Annotated in this window: 22 protein-coding genes; 7 read left to right on the forward strand and 15 right to left on the reverse strand. The window is 69.5% G+C overall.

The features are described 5' to 3' along the window. The 5 genes from tal to pgl are packed head-to-tail and all read left to right on the forward strand — an operon-like array spanning position 1 to position 5,788. On the forward strand, positions 1-1,089 hold the full coding sequence (tal, locus tag H9L21_RS08605) for a transaldolase (RefSeq protein WP_154594872.1): 1,089 nt from the start codon (positions 1-3) through the stop codon (positions 1,087-1,089). A 1-nt stretch (position 1,090) separates the two neighbouring features. Then, the gene (locus H9L21_RS08610; protein WP_154594871.1) at positions 1,091-2,650 is read left to right on the forward strand and encodes a phosphoglucose isomerase-related protein; all 1,560 of its coding nucleotides are present in this window, start codon (positions 1,091-1,093) and stop codon (positions 2,648-2,650) included. Continuing rightward, positions 2,647-4,164 carry a glucose-6-phosphate dehydrogenase gene (gene zwf, locus H9L21_RS08615; protein WP_154594870.1) on the forward strand — a complete coding sequence of 506 codons (1,518 nt, stop codon included), beginning with the start codon at positions 2,647-2,649 and terminating at the stop codon, positions 4,162-4,164. The genes H9L21_RS08610 and zwf overlap by 4 nt, the downstream gene beginning before the upstream one ends. A 1-nt stretch (position 4,165) precedes the next feature. After that, positions 4,166-5,080 carry a glucose-6-phosphate dehydrogenase assembly protein OpcA gene (locus H9L21_RS08620; protein WP_154594869.1) on the forward strand — a complete coding sequence of 305 codons (915 nt, stop codon included), beginning with the start codon at positions 4,166-4,168 and terminating at the stop codon, positions 5,078-5,080. A gap of 3 nt (positions 5,081-5,083) precedes the next feature. Further along, positions 5,084-5,788: a 6-phosphogluconolactonase gene (gene pgl, locus H9L21_RS08625; RefSeq protein WP_154594868.1), complete on the forward strand. Its 705-nt coding sequence runs from the start codon at positions 5,084-5,086 to the stop codon at positions 5,786-5,788. Positions 5,789-5,803: 15 nt separating this feature from the next. Here pgl and H9L21_RS08630 read toward each other — a convergent pair whose 3' ends face one another. The 10 genes from H9L21_RS08630 to uvrA all read right to left on the reverse strand — a co-directional run bounded on the left by H9L21_RS08630 (position 5,804) and on the right by uvrA (position 17,209). Beyond that, on the reverse strand, positions 5,804-6,160 hold the full coding sequence (locus tag H9L21_RS08630; protein ID WP_373681474.1) for an RNA polymerase-binding protein RbpA: 357 nt from the start codon (positions 6,158-6,160) through the stop codon (positions 5,804-5,806). Then, positions 6,157-6,393, reverse strand: a complete 237-nt coding sequence (secG, locus tag H9L21_RS08635; protein ID WP_187411377.1) for a preprotein translocase subunit SecG — start codon at positions 6,391-6,393, stop codon at positions 6,157-6,159. Before secG ends, H9L21_RS08630 begins: the two co-directional genes overlap by 4 nt. Before the next feature lie 13 nt (positions 6,394-6,406). Continuing rightward, on the reverse strand, positions 6,407-7,204 hold the full coding sequence (gene tpiA, locus H9L21_RS08640; protein ID WP_154594866.1) for a triose-phosphate isomerase: 798 nt from the start codon (positions 7,202-7,204) through the stop codon (positions 6,407-6,409). Then, positions 7,201-8,397 (reverse strand): phosphoglycerate kinase, encoded by a 1,197-nt coding sequence (locus H9L21_RS08645; RefSeq protein ID WP_187411378.1) that lies wholly within the window; start codon positions 8,395-8,397, stop codon positions 7,201-7,203. The genes tpiA and H9L21_RS08645 overlap by 4 nt, the downstream gene beginning before the upstream one ends. A gap of 10 nt (positions 8,398-8,407) precedes the next feature. Further along, positions 8,408-9,406 (reverse strand): type I glyceraldehyde-3-phosphate dehydrogenase, encoded by a 999-nt coding sequence (gene gap / locus H9L21_RS08650; RefSeq protein WP_187411379.1) that lies wholly within the window; start codon positions 9,404-9,406, stop codon positions 8,408-8,410. Between the two features lie 96 nt (positions 9,407-9,502). Next, a complete protein-coding gene (whiA, locus tag H9L21_RS08655) occupies positions 9,503-10,486 on the reverse strand; it encodes a DNA-binding protein WhiA (protein ID WP_154594865.1) in 984 nt (327 codons plus the stop codon). Positions 10,487-10,536: 50 nt separating this feature from the next. Next, positions 10,537-11,502, reverse strand: coding sequence for a gluconeogenesis factor YvcK family protein (locus tag H9L21_RS08660; protein WP_154594864.1), 966 nt, complete (start codon positions 11,500-11,502; stop codon positions 10,537-10,539). After that, a complete protein-coding gene (gene rapZ, locus H9L21_RS08665) occupies positions 11,499-12,362 on the reverse strand; it encodes an RNase adapter RapZ (protein WP_154594863.1) in 864 nt (287 codons plus the stop codon). The genes H9L21_RS08660 and rapZ overlap by 4 nt, the downstream gene beginning before the upstream one ends. 8 nt (positions 12,363-12,370) lie before the next feature. Further along, the gene (gene uvrC, locus H9L21_RS08670; protein WP_187411380.1) at positions 12,371-14,314 is read right to left on the reverse strand and encodes an excinuclease ABC subunit UvrC; all 1,944 of its coding nucleotides are present in this window, start codon (positions 14,312-14,314) and stop codon (positions 12,371-12,373) included. 36 nt (positions 14,315-14,350) lie between these two features. Then, positions 14,351-17,209, reverse strand: coding sequence for an excinuclease ABC subunit UvrA (gene uvrA, locus H9L21_RS08675; protein ID WP_187411381.1), 2,859 nt, complete (start codon positions 17,207-17,209; stop codon positions 14,351-14,353). Between the two features lie 57 nt (positions 17,210-17,266). Between uvrA and H9L21_RS08680 the strand changes: the two genes are divergently transcribed. Then, positions 17,267-17,920: an MBL fold metallo-hydrolase gene (locus tag H9L21_RS08680; RefSeq protein WP_154594862.1), complete on the forward strand. Its 654-nt coding sequence runs from the start codon at positions 17,267-17,269 to the stop codon at positions 17,918-17,920. 45 nt (positions 17,921-17,965) lie between these two features. Here the strand turns inward: H9L21_RS08680 and H9L21_RS08685 are convergent, their stop codons facing one another. Next, positions 17,966-19,204 (reverse strand): cytochrome P450, encoded by a 1,239-nt coding sequence (locus H9L21_RS08685; protein WP_255467016.1) that lies wholly within the window; start codon positions 19,202-19,204, stop codon positions 17,966-17,968. Positions 19,205-19,322: 118 nt separating this feature from the next. Here H9L21_RS08685 and H9L21_RS08690 point away from each other — a divergent pair, with 118 nt between their 5' ends. Next, positions 19,323-20,738 carry an APC family permease gene (locus H9L21_RS08690; RefSeq protein WP_154594861.1) on the forward strand — a complete coding sequence of 472 codons (1,416 nt, stop codon included), beginning with the start codon at positions 19,323-19,325 and terminating at the stop codon, positions 20,736-20,738. Positions 20,739-20,753: 15 nt separating this feature from the next. Here H9L21_RS08690 and H9L21_RS08695 read toward each other — a convergent pair whose 3' ends face one another. From H9L21_RS08695 to H9L21_RS08710, 4 genes are all read right to left on the reverse strand, one after another. Then, positions 20,754-21,749, reverse strand: coding sequence for a TerC family protein (locus H9L21_RS08695; protein WP_187411383.1), 996 nt, complete (start codon positions 21,747-21,749; stop codon positions 20,754-20,756). 183 nt (positions 21,750-21,932) lie between these two features. Beyond that, on the reverse strand, positions 21,933-24,017 hold the full coding sequence (gene uvrB / locus H9L21_RS08700) for an excinuclease ABC subunit UvrB (protein ID WP_154594860.1): 2,085 nt from the start codon (positions 24,015-24,017) through the stop codon (positions 21,933-21,935). Positions 24,018-24,065: 48 nt separating this feature from the next. Continuing rightward, positions 24,066-24,596, reverse strand: coding sequence for a carboxymuconolactone decarboxylase family protein (locus H9L21_RS08705; RefSeq protein ID WP_154594859.1), 531 nt, complete (start codon positions 24,594-24,596; stop codon positions 24,066-24,068). Beyond that, on the reverse strand, positions 24,593-25,459 hold the full coding sequence (locus tag H9L21_RS08710) for an SDR family oxidoreductase (RefSeq protein ID WP_154594858.1): 867 nt from the start codon (positions 25,457-25,459) through the stop codon (positions 24,593-24,595). Before H9L21_RS08710 ends, H9L21_RS08705 begins: the two co-directional genes overlap by 4 nt. Positions 25,460-25,465: the final 6 nt, after the last annotated feature.

Here is a 25,465-nt window from a genome sequence, read left to right on the forward strand (position 1 = left end):
ATGACCGAACGACTGAAGGCTCTCAGCGACGCGGGGGTGTCGATCTGGCTCGACGACCTCTCGCGCGAGCGGATCGAGACCGGCAACCTGGCCGAGCTGGTGACGGATCGTTCCGTCGTCGGGGTCACCACGAACCCGACGATCTTCGCCTCGGCCCTCTCCAAGGGCGAGCGCTACGAGAAGCAGGTCGCCGAGCTGAAGGCGGCCGGCGCCGACGTCGACGCCACGGTCTTCGCCCTGACCACCACGGACGTCCGTGACGCGTGCGACGTCCTGCGCCCCGTCTACGACGCCACGGACGGCTTCGACGGCCGGGTCTCGATCGAGGTGGAGCCGGGCCTGGCCCGGGACACGGACGGCACGGTCGCGATGGCCGAGAAGCTGTGGAACGAGATCGACCGCCCCAACGTGATGATCAAGATCCCCGCCACGCGCGAGGGTCTGCCCGCGATCGCCGCGGCCATCGCCAAGGGCATCAGCGTGAACGTGACGCTGATCTTCTCCCTGGAGCGCTACCGCGGCGTCATGGACGCCTACCTCTACGGCCTCGAGCAGGCGGCGGCCGAGGGTCGCGACCTGTCGAAGATCCACTCGGTCGCGTCGTTCTTCATCAGCCGCGTCGATGCCGAGGTCGACGGGCGACTCCCCGAGGACAGCCCGCTGCGCGGCAAGGCCGCCCTGGCGAACGCCCAGTTGGCCTACGCGACCTTCCAGGAGATCTTCGGCTCGGACCGGGCGCAGGCCCTGCTGGCGAAGGGCGCCCACCCGCAGCGGCCGCTGTGGGCCTCCACCGGAGTCAAGGACCCGGCCTACTCCGACACCCTCTACGTCACCGAGCTGGTCGTGGACGGCACCGTGAACACGATGCCCGAGAAGACGCTCGAGGCGTTCGCCGACCACGGCGAGGTCAAGGGCGACACGGTCACCGGCCGCGGCGACGAGGCGCAGCGCGTCTGGGACGAGCTGGAGGCGCAAGGCATCACCTACGACCAGGTCGTCGAGGGTCTCGAGACCGAAGGGCTCAAGAAGTTCGACGACTCGTGGACCGAGTTGCTCGAGACCGTCCGCGCCGAGCTCGACAAGGCCTGACATGACGTACCGGCTCCGCATCCACGTACCCCAGGACGAGTCGGTCGACGCGGCCGTCGAGGGACTCGTCGAGGAACGCTTCGCCTCCCGGCTCTTCGACGAGGACGGGACCCTGTGGGGTCCCGAGGCCGAGTCGGAGGCCTCGATCCGGCTGTCCTGGGTGACCCTGCACGAGTCCTCGCGGGCCCTCGTGCCGGACATCGTCGCGCTGCGCGACGACCTGCGGTCCCGGGGCATCACCCGTGTCGTGCTGTGCGGCATGGGCGGGTCGTCGCTCGCACCGGAGGTCATCTGTGCGGCCGCGGGGGTTCCGCTCGACGTGTTGGACTCCTCCAACCCGGACATGGTCCGGTCGGCGATCCGCGACCTGGAGTCGACGGTCGTCGTCGTGTCCAGCAAGTCCGGCGGCACGGTCGAGACCGACAGCCAGCGCCGGATCTTCGAGCAGGCCTTCACCGACGCGGGGCTCGACCCCCGTGACCACCTGGTGATCGTGACGGACCCGGGCTCGCCCCTGGACGAGGAGGCGACGGCGGCGGGGTACCGCGTGTTCCGGGCCGACCCTCACGTGGGCGGCCGCTACTCGGCGCTCACCGCGTTCGGGCTCGTCCCCAGCGGCATCGCCGGCGCCGACATCGCGACGCTGCTCGACCAGGCCGGCGAGCTCGTCCCCGAGCTCAGCGCCAATGAGACCGGCAACCCCGGTCTGCGCCTGGGCACCGCGCTCGGCGTCGCCGCCCAGCAGGGCGTCGACAAGGTCGTCCTGTACGACCACGACCAGCACGGGCTCGGCGACTGGATCGAGCAGCTGGTGGCCGAGTCCACGGGCAAGGAGGACACCGGCATCCTGCCGGTCGTCGCCCAGTCCCCCGACGACCCGATCACTGCCGACGAGTTCGTCGCCCACCTCGGCACGAGTGAGGCCCCGGATCGTCCGTGGGCCGCGGGCGTGGAGGCCTCGCTCGGCGCCCAGTTCATGATCTGGGAGGTCGCCACCGCGGTCGCCGGCCGACTGCTGTCGATCGACCCGTTCGACCAACCGGACGTCGAGAGCGCCAAGGCCGCGGCGCGCGAGCTGCTCGGCGGCAACGCCTCGCTGCCCGAGCCGGACCACGTGGGTGAGGTCGCCGACATCTACGGCTCGTCCGCAGCCACGATCGAGGACGCGATCTCCGCGCTGCTCGAGCAGGTGGGCGAGCACGACTACCTCGCGCTGCAGTTCTACCTCGACCGCTGGGCCCTGGCCGGGCTGGAGTCCCTCGCCCCGGCGGTGTCGGGCCGGATCTCGCGACCGGTGACCTTCGGATGGGGCCCGCGGTTCCTGCACTCGACGGGTCAGTACCACAAGGGCGGGACGCCACGCGGCGTCTTCCTGCAGGTGACCGCCGACCCCGTGCAGGACGTGCCCGTGCCGGGGCGCGACTTCACCCTCGGTCAGTTCATCGTCTCCCAGGCCGCCGGCGACGCCAGCGTGCTGCGCGACAAGGGCCGCCCGGTGCTGCGACTGCACCTGCACGACGTCGAGGCGGGTCTGGCCGCGATCAAGGACGCCCTGGCATGAACCCCAACCCCCTGCGCGACCCACGCGACCGGCGGCTGCCGCGGATCGCGGGGCCCTGCACGGTCGTGATGTTCGGGGTCACAGGCGACCTCGCCCGCAAGAAGCTGATCCCGGCGATCTACGACCTCGCCAACCGCGGCCTCCTGCCCCCGGGCTTCGGCCTCGTGGGGTTCGCCCGGCGCGACTGGGGGGACGGCACCTTCGCCTCCCTGCTGAAGAAGGCCGCCAAGGCCGGAGCCCGCACCGAGTGGAGCGAGACCGTCTGGAAGCAGCTCGCCGCCGGGATCCGCTTCGTCCCGGGCCAGTTCGACGACGACGATGCCTGGGAGGAGCTCGCCAAGACGCTCACCAAACTCGACGAGCGCCAGGGCACCGGCGGCAACCACGCGTTCTACCTCTCGATCCCGCCCGGCCTCTTCCCCACGGTCGTGTCCAAGATCGACGAGCACGGGCTGGCCAAGCCCGGCGAGGGCTGGCGCCGGGTCGTCATCGAGAAGCCGTTCGGCCACGACCTCGAGTCGGCCAAGGAGCTCAACCACCTCATCGGCAACGTCTTCGAGGCCGAGTCGGTGTTCCGCATCGACCACTACCTCGGCAAGGAGACGGTCCAGAACATCCTGGCGCTGCGCTTCGCGAACCAGATGTTCGAGCCGGTCTGGAACGCCAACTACGTCGACCACGTCCAGATCACCATGGCCGAGGACATCGGCATCGGTTCGCGCGCCGGCTACTACGACGCCATCGGCGCCGCGCGGGACGTCATCCAGAACCACCTGCTGCAGCTGCTGGCACTCGTGGCGATGGAGGAGCCCGTCGCCTTCGACGCGTCCAGCCTGCGAGCCGAGAAGCAGAAGGTGCTCCGCAGCGTGCGGCTGCCCGACGACCTCGACAAGCACACGGCGCGCGCCCAGTACGTCGAAGGCTGGGCCGGCGGCCAGCCCGTCGTCGGGTACCGCGGCGAGGACGGCATCGACGACGGCTCGTTGACCGAGACCTACGCCGCGCTGCGACTCGACATCCACACCCGCCGCTGGGCCGGTGTCCCCTTCTACCTGCGCACCGGCAAGCGACTGGGCCGGCGCGTCACCGAGGTGGCCGTCATCTTCAAGAAGGCACCGCACCTGCCCTTCGAGAACATCGACGTGACCGAGCTGGGCCACAACGCGCTGGTGATGCGGATCCAGCCCGACGAGGGCGTCACGATGCGCTTCGGCGCCAAGGTGCCCGGCACGACGATGGAGATCCGCGACGTCAACATGGACTTCGTCTACGGCGGATCCTTCGTCGAGAGCAGCCCCGAGGCGTACGAGCGGCTCATCCTGGACGTGCTCCTCGGCGACCCGCCGCTGTTCCCGCAGCACCGCGAGGTCGAGCTCTCCTGGGAGATCCTCGACCCCGTGATGGACCACTGGGCGCGCAAGCGCACGATCGACACCTACGAGGCCGGCACGTGGGGGCCCCAGTCGGCCGACGAGATGCTGGCCCGCGACGGACGCGTCTGGAGGCGACCCTGACATGGACATGGTCCTGGAGGACACCAACGCCTCGGCGGTCGCCAAGGCACTGACCAAGGGTCGCGCCCTCGCGGGCAGCCCGGCGATGGACATGGTCCTGACGCTGCTCATCGTCACCGACGAGGACAACGTGGCCGAGGCCATGAAGGCCGCCAACGTCCTGCAGCACGAGCACCCGTCCCGCGTCCTGGGCGTCATCCTCGGCGACGGGCGCGGCAAGCCCCGCCTGGACGCCCGCGTGCGGGTCGGCGCGGGATCGCCCGGCGAGTCGGTGTTGCTGCGCATGTCCGGCCCGCTGGTCAAGCACTCCGAGTCCGCCGTCCTGCCGCTGCTGCTGCCCGACTCCCCCGTCGTCGCGTGGTGGCCGGGCATCGGCCCGCAGGAGCCGTCGAAGGACCCGATCGGTCGTCTCGCCCGGCGGCGTCTGACCGACTCCGAGCGCACCCCCTCCCCCGTCAAGTGGCTGCACCAGCTCGCTCCGGGATACAGCCCCGGCGACAACGACCTGGCGTGGACGCGGCTGACCCTGTGGCGTGCCCTGCTGGCCGCCGCGCTGGACCAGACCACGGGAACCGTGTCGGGCGGCCGGATCCAGGCCGACGACATCAACCCGGTCGCGGTCCTGCTGCGCGCCTGGCTCGAGTGCCGACTGAAGGTGCCCATCGAGTTCGTCGACGACGACTCCGGACCACAGATCCAGCGCGTCACGCTCTTCACCGACGTCGGTGACATCGACATCCGGCGGGTCGACACGATGAGCTGTGAATTCAGCGTGCCGGGCTCGGCGTCGCGCATCGTGCCGATCCGGCGCCGCACGATCCCCGAGTTGCTGGCCGAGGACCTCCGACGCCTGGACGCCGACGAGGTGTACGGCGAGACCCTGGCGCACCTCGACGGCAACACGACGAAGGGATGAGCGATGACCATTCGCATCTTCGACAGCGGTGACGACCTCGCGCTGGCGGTCTCGCGGCAACTGGCCTCCCGGGTGCAGTCCATCCAGCTCACGGACCGCACGCCGCGACTGGTGCTGACCGGCGGCTCGATCGCGACCAAGATCTACGGACGCCTCTCGGCCGAGAGCGGCGCCCGGTGGTCGGCGGCGCACTACTGGTGGGGCGACGAGCGCTTCGTCCCCGAGGGCCACGAGGATCGCAACGACCGCCAGGCCCGCGAGGGCTTCCTGGACCGGCTCGCCGTTCCCGACGAGCACATCCATGCGATGCCGGCCCTCGATGGAGGGCTGGAGATCGCCGAGGCGGCCGACGCGTATGCCGCACAACTGCCGGAGGAGCCGTTCGACGTCGTGCTGCTCGGGGTGGGCCCCGATGCCCACATCGCATCGCTCTTCCCGGGGCACCCGCAGGTGCACGAGCTCGAGCGGCTGGCGGTCGAGGTGCTGGACTCCCCCAAGCCGCCGCCGGAGCGGATCACGCTGACCTATCCGGCCCTGAACCACACGCGTGCGACGTGGTTCGTCGTGTCGGGCGCCGACAAGGCCGAGGCGGTCGCGAAGGCTCTGGCCGGCACGCCGATCGACGAGGCGCCGGCCGCGGGCGCCCGCGGGATCGAGGAGACCATGTGGTTCCTCGACACCGCGGCCGCGTCGAAGCTGCCGCGCTGAGCGCGGCGGCCCCGATCAGAAGATGATCTCGCCCGCCTTGCGCTTGCTGCGCAGGGTGTCGAGGGCTTCCTTGAGGATGTCGGCGGCCTCGGTCTCGGAGCGACGCTCCTTCACGTAGGCCAGGTGCGTCTTGTACGGCTCGGTCTTCGGCGCATCCGGCCGGTTGTCCGAGTCCATGCTGGCGGGCATGCCGCACTTGGGGCAGTCCCACTCGACGGGCACCTCGGCCTCGATCGCGAACTGCAGCGTGATCGAGTGGTCGTTGGTGCAGAAGTACGAGATGAACTGACGGGGGGCCGCCTCGCCGCGCTCGGCCTCGCCCATGGGGCCGGAGCCGATGCGGCTGCCGCGAATCGCGCCGGCGGCCATCAGTTGCTCACCTTCAGCAGCAGGCCGAGCGCGAAGACGCACACGACCCACACCGCCGCGGTGCCGACCGTGATGCGGTCGAGGTTGCGCTCGGCGACGGACGAGCCGCTGAGCGAGCTCGACACACCTCCGCCGAACATGTCGGACAGGCCGCCACCTCGGCCCTTGTGCATCAGCACGAGGACAATCATGAGCAGGCTGCTCAGGGTAAGCAGCAGGGAGAACGCGATGACCACGTCTCTCCTTTCGTCAGGACCCCGCGAGGTCGGGCATGTCGTAGAACCGGACGATCCCGGCGAACTCCTCCGCGACCAGACTGGCCCCGCCGACGAGCGCGCCGTCGACGTCGGGCTTAGCCATGATAGCGGCCACGTTCGCGGCCTTGACCGATCCACCGTACAGAATACGTGTCTGGTCGGCCACGTCCGCACCCCAGGTCTCGGCCAGGCGGCCGCGGATGGCCGCGCACACCTCCTGGGCGTCCTCCGGAGTGGCGACCTCGCCCGTGCCGATGGCCCAGACCGGCTCGTACGCGACGACCAGTCCGGCGACCTGCTCGGCCGTGAAACCGGCCAGCGAACCGTCGAGCTGGCCCAGCGTGTAGGCGACGTGCTCGCCGGCCTGGCGGACCTCGAGGCCCTCGCCGACACACACGATCGGGGTCATGCCGGCGGCGAGCGCCTTGGCGGCCTTCTCGTTGACGAGCTGGTCGGACTCGTGGTGGTACTCACGTCGCTCGGAGTGACCGACGACGACGTAGGAGCAGCCCAGCTTGGCCAACATCGCCGCCGAGATCTCGCCGGTGTACGCCCCGCCGTCGTGCGACGAGACGTCCTGCGCGCCGTAGCCGATCGGCAGCTTGTCGCCGTCGATCAGCGTCTGGACGCTGCGCAGGTCGGTGAACGGCGGGATGACGACGACCTCGCTCTTGGCGTAGTCGTGCTTCTTGTCCGACAGGGTCCACGCCAGCTTCTGGACCAGGACCACCGCCTCCTGATGGTTCAGGTTGGACTTCCAGTTGCCCGCCATCAACGGGGTACGCGTCATGCCTTCTCCTCCAGAACAGCCAGACCCGGGAGCGTCTTGCCCTCGAGGTACTCCAGGCTGGCGCCACCACCGGTCGAGATGTGACCGAACTGGTCGTCGGTGAAGCCCAGCTGCCGCACGGCGGCCGCGGAGTCGCCACCACCCACGACGGACAGGCCGTCGACCTCGGTCAGCGCCTGTGCGACCGTGCGGGTGCCGGCGGCGAACGGCGCCATCTCGAACACGCCCATCGGGCCGTTCCAGAAGACCGTCTTCGCGCCACGGATCACGTCGGCGAACGCCTCGGCGGACTCCGGTCCGATGTCGAGCCCCATCTGGTCGTCGGGGATCTGGTCGACCGTGACGGTGGTGGCCGGCGCATCGGCCTTGAACTCCGGCGCCACGACGACGTCGGTCGGCAGGACGATCGAGACGCCCAGCTCCTGGGCCCGGGAGAGGTACTCGCGGGCGACCGGGATCTGGTCCTCCTCCAGCAGCGACGAGCCGACGCCGTGGCCCTGGGCCGCGAGGAAGGTGAAGACCATCCCGCCGCCGATGACCAGGGTGTCCGCCTTCGTGAGCAGGTGGTCGATGACCCCGAGCTTGTCGGAGACCTTCGACCCGCCCAACACGACCGCGTACGGCCGCTCGGGCGACTCCGTGAGCCGCTTGAGCACCTCGACCTCGGCCTGGACGAGCCCGCCGACGGCGGACGGCAGACGCTTGGCGATGTCGTAGACGCTGGCCTGCTTGCGGTGCACGACGCCGAAGCCGTCGGACACGAACACGTCGCCCAGCGCCGCGAGCTCGTCGGCGAACGCGCCGCGCTCGGCATCGTCCTTGCTGGTCTCGCCCGGGTTGAACCGGACGTTCTCGAGCAGGGCGACCTGACCGTTCTGGAGCTCCTCGACCGTGCGCTGCGCATCGACACCCACGGTGTCGGACGCGAAGCGCACGGTCTCGCCGAGGAGCTCGCTCAGTCGCGAGGCGACCGGCGCCAGGGAGTACTGCGGGTCCGGCTGGCCCTTGGGCCGGCCCAGGTGCGCCATCACGATGACGCGCGCACCCTCGTCGACCAGCTTCTGGATCGTCGGGACGCTCGCGCGGACGCGACCGTCGTCGGTGATCGTCGTGCCGTCGAGCGGCACGTTCAGGTCACTGCGGACCAGGACTCGTTTGCCCTTGAGCTTTCCCAGGTCGTCGATCGTCTTCACGACGAGCTCCTCAGAGGGAGGAGCCGACGAGGGACGTCAGGTCGACGAGGCGGTTGGAGTAGCCCCACTCGTTGTCGTACCAGCCGACGACCTTGACCTGATCGCCGATGACCTTGGTCAGCGGCGCGTCGAAGATGCACGAGTGCGGATCGGTGACGATGTCGCTCGAGACGATCGGGTCCTCGTTGTACTTGAGGAACCGCGAGCCCTCGGCGGCCTTGCGGACGATCTCGTTGATCTCCTCGACCGACGTCTCACGGCTGGCCGTGAACGTCAGGTCGGTGGCCGAGCCGGTCGGGACCGGGACGCGCAGCGCGTAGCCGTCGAGCTTGCCCTTGAGCTCGGGCAGGACGAGCGACACGGCCTTGGCGGCACCCGTCGACGTCGGCACGATGTTGAGAGCGGCGGCGCGGGCGCGACGCAGGTCCTTGTGCGGGGCGTCCTGCAGGTTCTGGTCCTGCGTGTAGGCGTGGATCGTGGTCATCAGACCGCGCTCGATGCCGATGCCGTCGTTGAGGGCCTTGGCCATCGGGGCGAGGCAGTTCGTCGTGCACGACGCGTTGGAGATGATCGTGTGCGATCCCGCGTCGTAGAGGCCGTCGTTGACGCCCATGACGATCGTGATGTCCTCGTTCTTGGCCGGGGCCGAGATGATGACCTTCTTCGCACCGCCGTCGATGTGCGCCTTCGCCTTGGTGGCGTCGGTGAAGAAGCCCGTGGACTCGACGACGATGTCGGCGCCGACCGAGGCCCAGTCGAGGTTCGCGGGATCGCGGTCCTCGAAGGCGACGATCTTCTGATCGCCGACGTAGATCGCCGTGTCGTCGAAGTTCACGTCGGCATCCAGGCGACCCAGGATCGAGTCGTACTTGAGCAGGGTGGCCAGCGTCTTGTTGTCGGTCAGGTCGTTGACGGCCACGATCTCGACGTCGGCTCCGGCGGCACGGGCCGCCCGGAAGAAGTTACGGCCGATGCGGCCGAATCCGTTGATACCTACGCGAACAGTCACGGGATGCTCCTGGAGTTGCCGGGTGAGAGATGCGTTACCTCTTCACCCTACCGAGACCTCCGCTCACGGCACACCGGGTACCGGGCCGCGGACCCCTCAGCCGTCCCCGAGCTGGTCCGGATGCAGACCGGCCTCCGTGTCGGGGATGCCCAGATCGTGGGCCCGCTTGTCCGCCATCGCGAGCAATCGCCGGATCCGCCCGGCGATCGCGTCCTTCGTCAGCGGCGGATCGTGCAGCTGTCCGAGCTCCTCGAGGCTGGCCTCGCGGTGCTGGACGCGCAGGTCGCCGGCCATCCGCAGGTGGTCGGGCACGTCCTCACCGAGGATGTCCAGCGCGCGCTGGGCGCGGGCCCCCGCGGCGACCGCCGCGCGGGCGGACCGGCGCTGGTTGGCGTCGTCGAAGTTCGCCAGCCGGTTCGCGGTCGCGCGGACCTCGCGCCGCATCCGGCGCTCCTCCCACGCGAGCAGCGTCTCGTGGGCCCCCAGGCGGGTCAGCAGCGCACCGATCGCCTCACCGTCGCGGATCACGACCCGGTCGCCACCACGGACCTCGCGGGCCTTGGCCGAGACGCCGATCCGGCGGGCGGCGCCCACCATCGCGAGCGCGGCCTCGGGGCCGGGACAGCCGATCTCCAGCGCGGAGGAGCGGCCCGGCTCGGTCAGGGAGCCACGGGCCAGGAAGGCACCGCGCCACGCGGCGACGGCATCACAGGACGGACCGGAGACGACCTGGGGCGGCAGGCCACGGACGGGGCGGCCGCCACCGTCGACCAGGCCGGTCTGGCGCGCGAGGAGCTCTCCGCCGCGGGCGATCCGGACCACGTACAGCGTGGTCTTCCGGACGCCGGCACCCTGCTGGACGATGATCTCGCTGTCGTGACCGTAGACGTCGGCGATCTCCTGACGGAGGCGCCGGGCGGCGGCGGCGGTGTCGAGCTCGGCCTCGATCACGATGCGGCCCGAGACGATGTGCAGGCCTCCGGAGAACCTGAGTGTGGTCGACACCTCGGCCTTGCGGCAGCATGCCTTCGTCACCGGGATCCGGGCCACTTCCGCCTTGACCTGTGCCGTCATCGCCATCGACCAACCCACCTCCAGTTCAGCGGTCCCGAGAAGCCCGCTGGCCCACTCTATGCCTGCGTTGGTGACCCTGGGGCGAACGTGGTGGCAAAGACCTCGGCGAGGGCCTGTGGATCGTGCTGATCGGGCCGGGTGGACGACCGCACGTCCGCCATCACGAGCTCGGCGCCCAGCGCCCGGGCGGCGTGCTGAAGCGAAGGAACGTCGACCGTGGTGTGCGCGTCGGCGACCACGACGTCCAGGTGCAGATCCGGCGCATGGGCGGCGAGCACCTCCAGGTGCTCCGCCGGGCTCAGGTGCTCGGTCTCGCCCGGTTGCCCGACGAGATTCAGCACCAGGGCCCGCTTGGCCGGCGTGCGCAGCAGCGCCTGGCGCAGCTGCGGGACCAGCAGGGTGGGCATCACGCTGGTGAACCACGACCCCGGCCCGATCGTCACCCACTCCGCGCTGTCCAGTGCCGCAACGGCCTGGGGGCACGCCGGCGGATTCGCCGGGTCGAGGCGCACGCCCAGGATCCGACCGGAGGTCGTCGCGACCTCGACCTGCCCGCGGACGAGCTCGACGTGCTCGGGCGAGCCGAACTCGACGTCGGCCTCGATGTCGAGCGGCACGTTGGCCATCGGCAGGACACGACCGCGCGCGCCGAGCAGCTCGGCGACGAGGTCCAGGCCGGACACCTGGTCGCCCTCCATGTCCCACAGCGCCGCCAGCAGCAGATTGCCGACGGGGTGGCCCGCCAGGGGCCCGTCTCCCCCGAAGCGGTGCTGCAGGATCTCGGCCCAGGCCCGGCCCCAGTCGTCGTCGCCGCACAACGCCGCGAGCGCCATCCGCAGGTCACCGGGCGGCAGGATGCCGAACTCGGTGCGGAGCCGCCCCGACGAGCCCCCGTTGTCCGCGACGGTGACGATGCCGGTGAGGTGGTGCGTGACCCGACGCAGGGCCGACAGCGTCGCCGCCAGCCCGTGTCCCCCGCCCAGCGCGACGACCGCGGGGCCGCCGTCGCGTGCGGGGCTCATTCCCGGCCCAGGTCGCGGTGGACCACCAGGGTGCGCACCTGCTGCGCGCGCAGTCGCTCGTCGAGGGCCTCGGCCATGGCGACACTGCGATGGCGCCCACCCGTGCAGCCGATGCCGACGGTGAGGAACAGCTTGTCCTCACGCAGGAACCCGTTCGTGATCATCGACAGCAACTCGACGTACCGGTCGAGGAAGTCCTGGGCGCGGTCCTGGACGTAGACGTACTCGCGCACCGGATCGTCCTGGCCGCTGAGCGGGCGGAGCTCCTCGATCCAGTAGGGGTTCGGCAGGAACCGCATGTCGGCGACCATGTCGGCGTCGATCGGGATCCCGTACTTGAAGCCGAAGGAGACGATCGTGACGTGCAGGCCGCGTTCGTCCTCGACCTCGAAGGTCTGGCGGACCCGGTGGGCCAGCTGGTGGACATTGAGCCGGCTCGTGTCGATGACGAGGTCGGCCCGTCCCCGGATGGCACGCAACAGCTCACGCTCGCGGACGAATCCGTCCATGAGCCGGCCCTGACGGCTGAGCGGGTGGGGACGGCGGGCGGCCTCCTGGCGGCGCACGAGCACCTCGTCGGCGGCCTCGAGGTAGAGGGTCCGGACGTTGATCCCCGCGTCCAGCACGGCCTCGATGGCGTCGACCAGCCCGAAGAAGAACGTGCGGGACCTCGAGTCGACCACGACGGCGAGGCGGTCGATGTCCTCGGCGGCGTCGACCGAGGCGACGAGCTCCTCGAGCATGCCCGGGGGCAGGTTGTCGACCACGTAGTAGCCGAGCTTCTCCAGCGCCTTGGCGGCGGTGCTGCGGCCCGCGCCGGTCATGCCGGTGACGAGGACGAACTCGGTCAGCTTGGTCATGGTCGGTCTCAGTCCTCCAGGATCTCGCCGGTGGCCATGTTGACCGCCGGGGCCGGCGACTCTCCCTCGTGGAGTGCCGCCACGATGGATTCTGCCGTAGCCGGGCCGATCCCGGGGACGACCGTGATCTCCTCCACACTCGCCGCCCGCAGTTTCTTCAGTGAACCGAAGTGACGCATGAGGGCACGACGCCGCGTCTCGCCCAGTCCGGGCACCGGATCGAGCAGGCTCTCGACCATGGACTTGCTGCGCCGTTGGCGGTGGTGGGTGATGGCGAAGCGGTGCGCCTCGTCGCGCACGCGCTGCAGCAGGTAGAGGCCCTCGCTGGTGCGCGGCAGGATCACCGGGTCCTCCTCGCCGGGCAGCCACACCTCCTCGAGGCGCTTGGCCAGACCGCACAGCGCCACGCCGGTCACACCGAGGGCCTCCATCGCCTGCCGGGCGGCCTCGACCTGGGGCGGTCCACCGTCGACCACGACGAGGGACGGCGCGTAGGCGAAGCGGCGCGGCTTGCCGGTCTCGGGATCGATCCCGGGCTCGGTCTCGCCCTGGCGCTCGACCGCCCGCAGGTGGTGCGTGAACCGGCGCGTGATGACCTCGTGCATCGCGGCGACGTCGCTCTGGCCCTCGTGACGGACGGTGAACCGGCGGTACTCGGACTTGCGCGGCAGTCCGTCCTCGAAGACCACCATCGACGCGACGATCTCGGTGCCCTGCAGGTTCGAGACGTCGAAGCACTCGATGCGCAGAGGCGGAGCCGGCAGCTCGAGCGCCACCTGGATCTCCTCCAGGGCCCGGCTCCGTGTCGTGAGGTCGCCGGACCGCTTGAGCTTGTGACGGGCCATGGACTGCTTGGCGTTCTGCTCGACGGTCTCGAGCAGCGCCCGCTTGTCACCGCGGCGAGGCACCCGCAGCGTGACCTTGCCGCCGCGGCGCTCGGTGAGCAGCTCGGCGACGGCGTCGTGATCGGCCGGCAGCTCGGGGACGAGCACCTCACGCGGGATCGCCGAGGGCGCCACGTCGGAGTACAGCGTCATCAGGGCGCTCTGGACCAGCTCCGGCAGACCGGCGTCGTCGCCCTTGTCGGCCACCCAGCCGCGCTGACCGCGGATGCGGCCGCCGCGGACGTTGAAGATCTGGACGGCGACCTCGAGCGGGTCGTCGACGAAGCCGAGCACGTCGGCATCGGTGCCGTCGCCGAGCACGACGGACTGCTTCTCCAGGACACGCCGCATCGCCATCAGGTCGTCGCGGTACTTGGCCGCGAGCTCGTACTCCTGGGCCGCGGCGGCGTCGCGCATGCGCTGCTCGATCCCCCGCTCGAACCCGGCGGTCTGACCGCCCATGAACGCCAGGAAGTCGTCGACGATCTTGCGGTGCTCCTCGGGCGAGACCCGGCCGACGCACGGCGCCGAGCACTTGCCGATGTCACCGAGCAGGCACGGACGTCCGGCCGCCTTGGCCCGCTTGAACACGCCGGCGCTGCACGAGCGCATCGGGAAGACCCGCAGCAACGTGTCGACGGTGTCGCGGATGGCCCAGGCGTGACCGTAGGGCCCGAAGTAGCGCACGCCCTTGCGCTGGGCGCCGCGCATGACGAGCACGCGCGGGATCTCCTCCCCCACCGTCACCGCCAGCCACGGGTACGACTTGTCGTCGCGGTACTTGACGTTGAAGCGCGGGTCGAACTCCTTGATCCAGGAGTATTCCAGCGCCAGCGCCTCGACCTCGGTGTTGACCACCGTCCAGTCGACCGACGCGGCCGTGGTGACCATCTGGTGCGTGCGGGGATGCAGGTTGCCGAGGTCCTGGAAGTACGAGCTCAGCCGCGGCCGCAGGCTCTTGGCCTTGCCGACGTAGATGACCCGTCCCTGCTCGTCACGGAACCGGTAGACCCCCGGACTCGTCGGGATCTCACCCGGCCGCGGGCGGTAGGTCGACGGATCAGCCACGGTCCCACCCTAGGTGCCCGGTCACCGCGACCGGGCTCATGACAGCAGGGGCTTGAGGAACCGGCCGGTGTGGGACTCCGGATGCGCCGCCACGTCCTCGGGGGTGCCCTCGGCGACGACCATGCCGCCGCCGCTGCCGCCCTCGGGACCCATGTCGATGATCCAGTCCGAGGCCTTGATGACGTCGAGGTTGTGCTCGATGACGATCACGGAGTTGCCGGTGTCGACGAGGCGCTGCAGCACGATCAGCAGCTTGCGGATGTCCTCGAAGTGCAGACCCGTGGTCGGCTCGTCGAGCACGTACACCGTGCGGCCGGTGGACCGCTTCTGCAGCTCGGACGCGAGCTTGACGCGCTGCGCCTCGCCGCCGGACAGCGTCGGGGCGGGCTGGCCCAGGCGGACGTAGCCCAGACCGACGTCGACCAGGGTGCGCAGGTGGCGGGCGATGGCCGGGATGGCCTCGAAGAAGTCGACGGCCTCCTCGATCGGCATGTCCAGGACCTCGGCGATCGTGCGTCCCTTGTAGCGGACCTCGAGCGTCTCGCGGTTGTACCGCGCACCGTGGCAGACCTCGCACGGGACGTAGACGTCCGGCAGGAAGTTCATCTCGATCTTGATCGTGCCGTCGCCGCGGCACGCCTCGCACCGGCCGCCCTTGATGTTGAACGAGAACCGGCCCTGCTGGTACCCGCGCATCTTGGCCTCGGGCGTCTGCGCGAAGAGCTTGCGCACGTGGTCGAAGACGCCGGTGTACGTGGCCGGGTTCGACCGCGGGGTGCGGCCGATCGGCGACTGGTCGACGTGAATCACCTTGTCGACATTCTCGGTGCCCTCGATCGTGCGGTGCCGACCGGGGATCGTGCGCGCCTTGTAGATCTGGCGGGCGAGCGAGGTGTAGAGGATGTCGTTGACCAAGGTCGACTTGCCCGAGCCGGACACGCCGGTGACCGAGACCAGCTGACCCAGCGGGAACGAGACGTCGACGTTGCGCAGGTTGTTCTCGCGGGCGCCCTTGACCGTGAGCTGGCGGGACTTGTCGCGCGGGCGACGCGTCTCGGGCACCGGGATCGAGGCGCGGCCAGACAGGTACGCGCCCGTCATGGAGTCGGGGTTGGCCAGCAGCTCGTCGACGGTGCCCGAGACGATGACCTGTCCCCCGTGCTCGCCGGCGCCGGGACCGATGTCGACGACCCAGTCCGACGCGCGGATCGTGTCCTCGTCGTGCTCGACGACGATGAGCGTGTTGCCGAGCTTCTTGAGTCGCACGAGCGTCTCGATCAACCGGTGGTTGTCGCGCTGGTGCAGGCCGATGGACGGCTCGTCCAGCACGTACAGAACGCCGACCAGTCCGGCACCGATCTGGGTGGCGAGCCGGATGCGCTGAGCCTCGCCACCGGACAGCGAGCCCGCCGCACGGTCGAGGGCCAGGTAGTCCAGGCCCACGTCGAGCAGGAAGCGCAGGCGCTCGTGGATCTCCTTGAGCACCCGCTCGCCGATCTGGCGCTCGCGGTCGGTCATGACCAGGGTCTGCAGGTACTCGGCCGCCTCGGCGATCGACAGGTGGCAGACCTCGGCGATGTTCTTCTCGCCGAACTTCTCGGACTCGAGCGTGACCGCGAGGATCACCGGCTTGAGCCGAGTGCCCTTGCAGGTCGGGCACGGGACCTCGCGCATGAAGCCCTCGAGCCGCTCGCGGCTGGTGTCGGAGTCGGTCTCGGAGTGGCGCCGCTCGACGAACGCGCGGGCGCCCTCGAACTCGGCCCAGTAGGAGCGCTGGCGGCCGTACCGGTTCTTGTACTGGACGTGGACCTTGGTGGAGTGCCCGTTCATGAGGGCGTCCTGGACCTCGGGCGACAGGTCGCGCCACGGAGTGTCGACGTCGAAGCCCATCTCGTCGCCCAGGGAGCGCATGAGCCGCAGGAAGTAGTCCGACACCTGGGTGTAGCTCCACGCCGTGATCGCGCCTTCGGCCAGCGTCTTCTCGGGGTCGGGCACGAGCAGCTCGGCGTCGACCTCCTTGCGCGAGCCCAGACCGTGGCACTCGGGGCACGCGCCGTAGGGCGCGTTGAACGAGAACGAGCGGGGCTCGAGCTCGTCGACCTGGAGCGGGTGGTCGTTCGGGCACGCGAGCTTCTCGGAGAAGCGGCGGCGCCGGTTCGGGTCGTCCTCGTCCAGCCCCACGTAGTCGATGATGACCAGGCCGTCGGCCAGACCCAGCGCCGTCTCGACGGACTCGGTCAGGCGCTGCTTGGACGAGGGCTTGACGGTGAGGCGGTCGACCACGACCTCGATCGTGTGCTTCTTCTGCTTGGCCAGCTTCGGCGGCTCGTCGGCGAGCATGTGCATCTCGCCGTTGACGATGGCGCGGCTGAAGCCGCCCTGCTGGAGCTGGCGGAACAGCTCGACGTACTCGCCCTTGCGACCGCGGATGACCGGCGCGAGCACCTGGAACTTGGTGCCCTCCTCGCCGGACTGGATGCGGTCGACGATCTGCTGGGGGGTCTGGCGGGCGATCGGCTCGCCGCAGGTCGGGCAGTGGGCCCGGCCGGCGCGCGCGTAGAGCAGGCGCAGGTAGTCGTAGACCTCGGTGATCGTGCCGACCGTCGAGCGCGGGTTGCGCGACGTCGACTTCTGGTCGATCGAGACCGCGGGCGACAGACCCTCGATGAAGTCGACGTCCGGCTTGTCCATCTGCCCCAGGAACTGGCGTGCATACGCCGAGAGCGACTCGACGTAACGGCGCTGGCCCTCGGCGAAGATGGTGTCGAACGCCAGGGACGACTTGCCGGAACCGGACAGGCCGGTGAAGACGATGAGGGAGTCCCGGGGTAGATCGACGGAGACATCCTTCAGGTTGTGCTCGCGGGCACCCCGGACTACGAGACGATCAGCCACCTATCCAGCGTACTGACCGAGCCTGACAGAAACCTCTCGACGGATAGGCTCGGAACCATGACGTACACCGGAGAGGTCACCGTCGGCGGTCCGCCCGACACCCGCGAGGCCGGCGACCTGCAGATCACCAAGATCGCCGTGGGTCCGATGGCCAACAACGCCTATCTCCTGCGCTGCGCCCTCACGGGTGAGCAGGTGCTGATCGACGCCGCCGACGAGGCTCCGAGACTGCTCGAGCTGATCGGCGACGGTGGCCTCGCCCGCGTCGTCACGACCCATCGCCACGGCGACCACTGGCAGGCCCTCTCCGCGGTGGTCGAGGCCACCGGCGCCGAGACCGTCGCCGGTGAGGACGACGCCGACGAGCTGCCGGTCCCGGTCGACGTGCGGGTCCGGACCGGCGCCCGCGTACGGGTCGGCTCGTGCGAGCTGGAGGTGATCGAGATCGTCGGCCACACGCCGGGCTCCATCGTGCTGGCCTACGACGACCCCGACGGCATCACCCACCTCTTCACCGGGGACTCCCTGTTCCCCGGGGGCGTCGGGCGGACCTGGTCCCCCGACGACTTCATCCGTCTCGTCAACGACGTCGAGACGAAGATCTTCGACCGGTTCGACGACGACACGTGGTTCTACCCGGGCCACGGCGACGACTCGACGCTCGGCGCCGAGCGCGCGAGCGTGCCGGACTGGCGCGCCCGCGGATGGTAGCGTTCCGCTGCTCCGCCATGGTTGCGTCGCAGTGAACCCTCGAGCCTAGAAGGTGACGGGAAGGGACTCGATCCCGAAGACGAAGCTGAGCTGACGGAACTCGAGGTCGGACTCCGGCACGGCCAGGGCGAGATCGGGGAATCGGTTCAGCAGCTTCGGCAGCGCGATCCGCAGCTCCATCCGGGCCAGCTCGGCCCCGATGCACCGGTGGATGCCGTGGCCGAACGCGAGGTGCCCGCTCGCCGGGACCCGCGCCGGGTCGAACACGTCGGGCTGGTCCCCGGCACTGACCCCGTCGCGGTTGGCGCCGCTGAGCGAGACCAGCAGGACGTCGCCGGCCTTGATCGACTCGCCGAAGAGCTCCATGTCCTGCTTGGCGAAGCGCGGGAACGCCACCTGCACGACCGAGAAGTAGCGCAGCAGCTCTTCGATGACCCGGTCGAGGGTCTTGCGGTCGCCGCTGCGGACCAGCTCGGCGTAGGCGGGGTCACGGGTCAGCACGATCGTGCTGAGGGCGATCATGCCCGCGGTCGTCTCGTACCCGCCGGTGAAGACACCGTCGGCCAGCCCGGCGAGGTCGTGATCGGTGATCGTGTCGCCCTCGTTGCGGATGATCTGGCCGATCAGGCCGGGCCCGGGCTCCTTGCGCTGGCGTGCCACCGCGTCGAACAGGAACTCGCGCTGCTCCGAGACGGCGCCGAAGGCGGCCGCTCCCCCGTTGGTCGCGTCGAACCGCGCGCTACCCAGTTTGGCGAAGGCCTGCCGGTCCTCGTAGTCCAGGCCCAGCAGGGCGCAGATCGTGTTGAACGGGATGGGGAACGCCAGCACCTTCGCCAGATCCGCCCCGGGGCCGGCGGCCTCGAGGTCGTCCAGGGCACGGTCGACGAACTGCTCGATCAACGGCTCCAGCCGGGCGAGGCGGCGCATCGTGAACTCGGGCGTGATGATCTTGCGCAGGCGCGTGTGGACCGGCGGATCGGTGAAGCCCAGTCCCCCGATGTCGTCCGAGGTCGCCGGCCCGTCGCCGGAGAACAGGTGACGGATGTCCGTCGAGTAGATGTCGCGGGCCGTGAGGACCTCGCGCGCCTGCTCGTGACCGGTGACGAGGTACGCCGTGAAGTCGAACGGCAGATCCAGGCGGTGCAGGGGTCCGGAGTCGCGGATCTGCGCCAGTCGCGGCACCGGGTCCAGACCCACCCGTTGCAGCGGCGTCTTCGTCGGCTCGGGGATGAACGTGAAGCTCGCGAGGTCGATGCCGCGCTTGGCCACATGGCGTCGGGCCACCGACGTCACCACCCGCGCGCGGACTTCCCGCAACCATCTCACCCGACACACGATATCGGTCGGGGTTGCCGGATCGGACACGCGGCGCGACTCTGTAGGCACAACCTGAGGGGGATCCATGGCGTCGACGACCGATCAACCCGAACAGCCCACGGAACTGCGGCGTGTCCTGGGCCCGAAACTCTTGTTGCTCTTCATCATCGGCGACATCCTCGGCACCGGCGTCTACGCGTTGACCGGGCAGGTGGCCGCCGAGGTCGGCGGAGCGGCCTGGCTGCCCTTCGCGGTCGCGTTCGCGGTGGCGCTGCTGACGGCGCTGTCCTACCTCGAGCTCGTCACGAAGTATCCGCAGGCGGCCGGTGCGGCGCTCTACGTGCACAAGGCGTTCGGCATCCACTTCCTGACGTTCATCGTCGCCTTCACCGTCATGTGCTCGGGCATCACGTCGGCGTCGACCGCCTCGCGCGCCTTCGCCGCGAACCTCGCCGTGGGGATCGACTGGGAGGCCTCGAACCTGCAGGTCATGGCGATCGCCCTGGCTTTCATGCTGCTGATCGCCGCGATCAACCTGCGTGGCGTCAGTGAGGGCGTCAAGACCAATGTCGTGCTGACCCTCATCGAGCTGTCAGGCCTGCTGCTGGTGATCCTGGTCGGGCTCTACGCCGTCGCCGGCGGCGACGCCGACTGGGGCGCGGTCGTCGCGTTCGACACCCCGGACGACAAGAGCGTCTTCCTCGCCGTGACCACCGCCACCTCGTTGGCGTTCTTCGCGATGGTCGGCTTCGAGGACGCCGTCAACATGGCCGAGGAGTGCCACGAGCCGAACCGGATCTTCCCCAAGATCATGCTGACCGGACTGGGCGTCACCGGAACGATCTACATCCTGGTCTCGATCTGCGCGGTCGCGCTCGTACCGGTCGGCGAGCTCGCCGGGAACGACACCCCGCTGGTCACGGTGGTCGAGCGGGGCGCCCCCGGTATGCCGATCGACGACATCCTGCCCTTCATCTCGATGTTCGCCGTGGCCAACTCGGCCCTGATCAACATGCTGATGGCCAGCCGCCTGCTCTACGGCATGGCCAAGCAGGGGGTCATCCCCCACAGCCTCGCCCGAGTGAGCCGACGCCAGACGCCGTGGCTGGCGATCGCATTCACCACCGTGCTCTCCCTGGGCCTGATCGCCTACGTGTCGAACGCGAGCGACGAGGCGGTCCAGGTGCTCGGCGGCACGACCAGCCTCCTGCTGCTGGCGGTCTTCGCCGTGGTGAACACGGCCGTCCTGATCCTGCGCAAGGACCGGGTCGAGCACTCCCACTTCAGGACCCGGGCCCCGATCGCCCTACTCGGCGTGGTGACGTGCGTCTACCTCGTGACGCCGTTGTCAGGACGGCCGGGCTCGCAGTACGAGATCGCCGGGATCCTGCTGGCGATCGGCCTGGTGCTGTCCGTGCCGATGTACCTGCTCAGCCGACGCCGGGGCGAGCGGCTGCAGGTCGGCGCACCCGACGACCTGCCGCCGCACGACATCCCTTGAGCGGCCGTCCCGCGGTCAGTGTCCGATGCGGTCCGGGTACTTCTTGGAGTACCAGAGACTGGCCACGGCCGTGATGGTCAGCGTCGCGATGATGACGCCCAGACTCAGCAGCGTCGGCACCTCGGGGATCGGGACCGGCCCGATGTGGTGCACCGGATGGCCGCCGTTGATGAACGGCAGCTCGTTCTCGTGCAGGGCGTGGAGCACGAGCTTGATGCCGATGTAGAACAGCAGGAACGCCAGGCCGTACGACAGGAACACCAGGCGCTGCAGCAGGTCGCCGAGCAGGAAGTACAGCTGGCGCAGGCCCATCAGCGCGAACACGTTCGCGGTGAAGACGATGTACGGCTCCTTGGTCAGGCCGAAGATCGCCGGGATCGAGTCGAGCGCGAACAGGATGTCGGTGGTGCCCAGGGCGATGATGACCAGCGCCATGGGGGTGATGGCGCGACGGCCGTTCTCGCGGACGACGAGCTTGAGGCCGTCCCACGTGTCACTCATGTTGAAGCGGTTGCGGGCGAACCGGACGACGGCGTTCTCGGCGTCGTCCTCCTCGTCCTTGTCCGCGGCCAGCTTGACGGCCGTGTAGAGCAGGAACGCACCGAAGATGTAGAAGACCCACGAGAACTCGTTGATCGCCACCGCGCCGAGCGCGATGAAGATGCCGCGGAACACCAGCGCCAGGATGATGCCGACGAGCAGCGCCTCCTGCTGGTACTTCCGCGGGACGGCGAAGCTGCTCATGATGATGATGAAGATGAACAGGTTGTCGATCGAGAGGCTGTACTCGGTCAACCATCCGGCGTAGAACTCGATGCCGAACTGCTGGCCGTGGAAGGCCCAGACCCAGGCACCGAAGGCGACGGCCAGGCCGATGTAGATCGACAGGTAGACCGCGCACTCCTTCGTCGAGGGCTCGTGCGGTTTACGGGCGATCACGACGATGTCGAACAGCAGGATGGCGATGGTCACCGCGAGGGTGACTCCCCATTCGAGCATGCTGACGTTCACAGGCGGTCCTCTGCTTCTCTCTCCGGGTCATGTGGACTCGGAGGTCTCTTCCACCGGGCTGCAGACGATGACCGGTCCGGCGCCCCGGGTGGCCCGCGAGGACCTCCGTGCTGACGACACGCCGATGATGGGAATACTCCCCTCCACGGTCAAGTCTGACAGCCGAACGCAGGCCGCGCGAACTCAGGTCCCGGCGCTGATCATCCCGCGCAGTTCGCGCTTGAGATCGCTGATCTCGTCGCGGAGTCGCGCCGCGACCTCGAACTGCAGGTCCGCGGCCGCCTGGTGCATCTGTTCGGACAGTTGGTCGATGAGCGAGGCCAACTCCCCCGACGGCAGGTCGGCGAGATCCTTCGTGTGCTGGCCCAACGGCACCGCGGCGCCCCGGCGCTTGTGATCGCCCGTCGCGGCCAACAGCGCCCGCGTGTCCTCGTCCTCACGGGCGAGCATGTCGGTGATGTCGCCGATCTTCTTGCGCAGCGGCTGCGGATCGATGCCCCGCTCGGTGTTGTACGCGACCTGCTTGATCCGGCGACGGTTGGTCTCGTCGATCGCCATCGCCATCGAGTCGGTGATCCGGTCGGCGTACATGATGACCTGGCCCGACACGTTGCGCGCCGCGCGACCGATCGTCTGGATGAGCGAGCGGCCCGAGCGCAAGAACCCCTCCTTGTCGGCGTCGAGGATCGCCACGAGGCTGACCTCGGGCAGGTCGAGACCCTCGCGCAGCAGGTTGATGCCGACCAGGACGTCGTACTCGCCCATGCGCAACTCACGGAGCAGCTCGACGCGACGCAGCGTGTCGACCTCGCTGTGCAGGTAGCGGGTGCGGATGCCGGCCTCGAGCAGGTAGTCCGTGAGGTCCTCGGACATCTTCTTGGTGAGCGTGGTGACCAGGACGCGCTCGTTCTTGGCGACGCGGTCGTTGATCTCGCCGATGAGGTCGTCGATCTGGCCCTTCGTCGGCTTGACGATGACCTCGGGGTCGATCAGACCGGTCGGGCGGATGACCTGCTCGACGACGTCGCCGCCGACCTTCTCCATCTCGTAGTTGCCCGGGGTGGCCGACAGGTAGACCGTCTGGCCGATCCGCTCGAGGAACTCGGGCCACTTCAGCGGCCGGTTGTCCATGGCGCTGGGCAGCCGGAAGCCGTGCTCGACGAGGGACCGCTTGCGGCTCATGTCGCCCTCGTACATCGCGCCGATCTGCGGGATCGTCACGTGGGACTCATCGACGACGAGCACGAAGTCCTGGGGGAAGTAGTCGAGCAGGCAGTTGGGGGCCGAGCCCGGCGGGCGGCCATCCATGTGGAGCGAGTAGTTCTCGATGCCCGAGCAGGTGCCGACCTGCTCCATCATCTCGAGGTCGTAGGTGGTGCGCATGCGCAGTCGCTGGGCCTCGAGCAGCTTGTTCTCGCGCTCGAGCACCTCGAGGCGCTCCTCGAGCTCGATCTTGATCCGCTCGATCGCGCGCGCCATCGTCTCGGGGCCGGCCGCGTAGTGCGTGGCGGCGCCGACGTAGAGCTCCTGGTCGTCGCTGAGGATCTCGCCCGTCAGCGGGTGGAGCGTCATGAGGCGCTCGATCTCGTCCCCGAAGAACTCGACCCGCACCGCCATCTCCTGGTAGACGGGGAAGATCTCGACGGTGTCGCCCTTGACCCGGAAGGTGCCGCGCGTGGAGCTGACGTCGTTGCGGACGTACTGGGCCTGCACGAGCGTGCGCAGCAGGTGGTCGCGCCCCATCTCGTCACCGACCTTGAAGCCGATCCGGCGCTCGAGGTACTCCTGAGCCGAGCCGAGGCCGTAGATGCACGACACGGTGGCCACGACGATGACGTCGCGGCGGGTGAGCAGGGACCACGTGGCCGAGTGCCGCAGCCGCTCGACCTCCTCGTTGATCGAGGAGTCCTTCTCGATGTACGTGTCGCTCTGGGCGATGTACGCCTCGGGTTGGTAGTAGTCGTAGTACGAGACGAAGTACTCGACCGCGTTGTTCGGCAGCAGTTCGCGCAGCTCGTTGGCGAACTGCGCAGCAAGCGTCTTGTTGGGGAGCATGACGAGCATGGGGCGCTGCAGCTGCTCGGCCAACCACGCGGTGGTGGCCGTCTTGCCGGTACCGGTCGCGCCCATGAGCACGACGTCGTTCGTGCCGCCCTGGATCCGCTTCGTGATCTCGGCGATCGCGGCGGGCTGATCGCCGGCGGGCTGGTACTCGGAGACGACCTCGAACGGCGCCACCTGCCGCCTGAGCTCGGAGACTGGTCTCATGGTTCCAGCCTACGGACCCGCACCGACAGTTACGCCTCCGAAGACGGCTCAGCGGTCGGGCGCGATCCCCAGCACCCGGATCGTGGCGGCCAGGCCGCGGTACTGCCCGACCAACAGGCAGAACTCGATCGCCTGACGCTCGTCCCAGTACGCCCGCAAGCGACGCCATGCGGCGTCGTCGAGGTCGTCCGTGGCCATCAGCAGGTCGGTCGCCTCGAGCAGGACGGCGTCGGCGGGCCTCCACCCGGTCAGGTCGTCCACGGCGGTGCGCTCCAGTTCGGTCGCCGTCAGGCCGGCCCGGTGCCCCAGGCGCACGTGGTGACGACGCTCGTAGTCGCTGTCACAGCGATGCGCGACCCGCAGGATGACCAGCTCGGTCTCGCGCCGCGGCAGCCGACCGCCCAGCATGAGAGCCCCGGAGTACGCCAGCCAGAACCGGAACAGCGACCGGTTGCGGCCCAGCGTCGTGAAGAGGTGAGCCTCGCGCACCCCCGCGCCGCGCGAGAGCAGTCCCGAGAGCAGGTGGTTCACCGGACCGAGCTGGCGGAGCCGACCGGGCCGGACCCGCGGCGTCCTCATCGCGCCGCCGCCCTCACGGCGCGGGCCTCGGCACGGGTCAACTTGCGGTTCAGCAGCCGCATCGCGACCACGTACCCCCAGGGGAACCAGCGTTGGGCGTAGTGGCCGATCGCGATGTCGCGCGAGGTGTAGACCCAGTACCGGCGGCGCACGATGCCCTTGACGATCGCGGCGGCCGCCTCGTCCGGCGTGATCGCGTGGCGCAGGAACTCCTGCTCCACCTTCTGCATCGCCGGCGCGGAGCGATCGACCCCGACGACCTCCAGCCCCTGCACCAGCGGAGTGGCGACCGCTCCGGGGCAGACCAGGCTGACACCGATGCGGTGGCGGCGCAGGTCGAAGCGCAGCACCTCGGAGATCCCGCGGAGTCCGAACTTGCTCGCACTGTAGGCCGCGTGCCACGGCAGGCCGAAGATGCCGGCGGCGCTGGACACGTTCACCACGTGGCCGCCCCGACCCGCGTCGATCATGGCCGGCAGGAAGGCCGACAGGACATGCACCGGCCCCATCAGGTTGATGTCGATCAATCGCCGCCAGTGCTCCTCGGTGAGACGGTCGATCGTGCCCCAGATCGAGATCCCGGCGATGTTCAGCAGCACGTCCATGGGACCGAAGCGGACGTGGACCGCCTCGGCGAAGGACCTCACCGACGCGGCGTCGGTGAGGTCCAGCGCCGTGGCGACGAGGACCTCGCCACCGGCCGCACGCAACTCCTCGGCCACGGCGTCCAACGCACCCTGGTCCAGATCGGTCAGCACGAGGCGGGCTCCCTCCCGAGTGAGCGCCCGTGCTGTCGCAGCACCGATCCCGCCGGTCGCACCCGTCACCAGACACGTTTTCGTACGGATGTCCAACTTCGCCATGCCGGA

It is taken from the genome of Aeromicrobium senzhongii, assembly GCF_014334735.1.
Lineage (GTDB): Bacteria > Actinomycetota > Actinomycetes > Propionibacteriales > Nocardioidaceae > Aeromicrobium > Aeromicrobium senzhongii.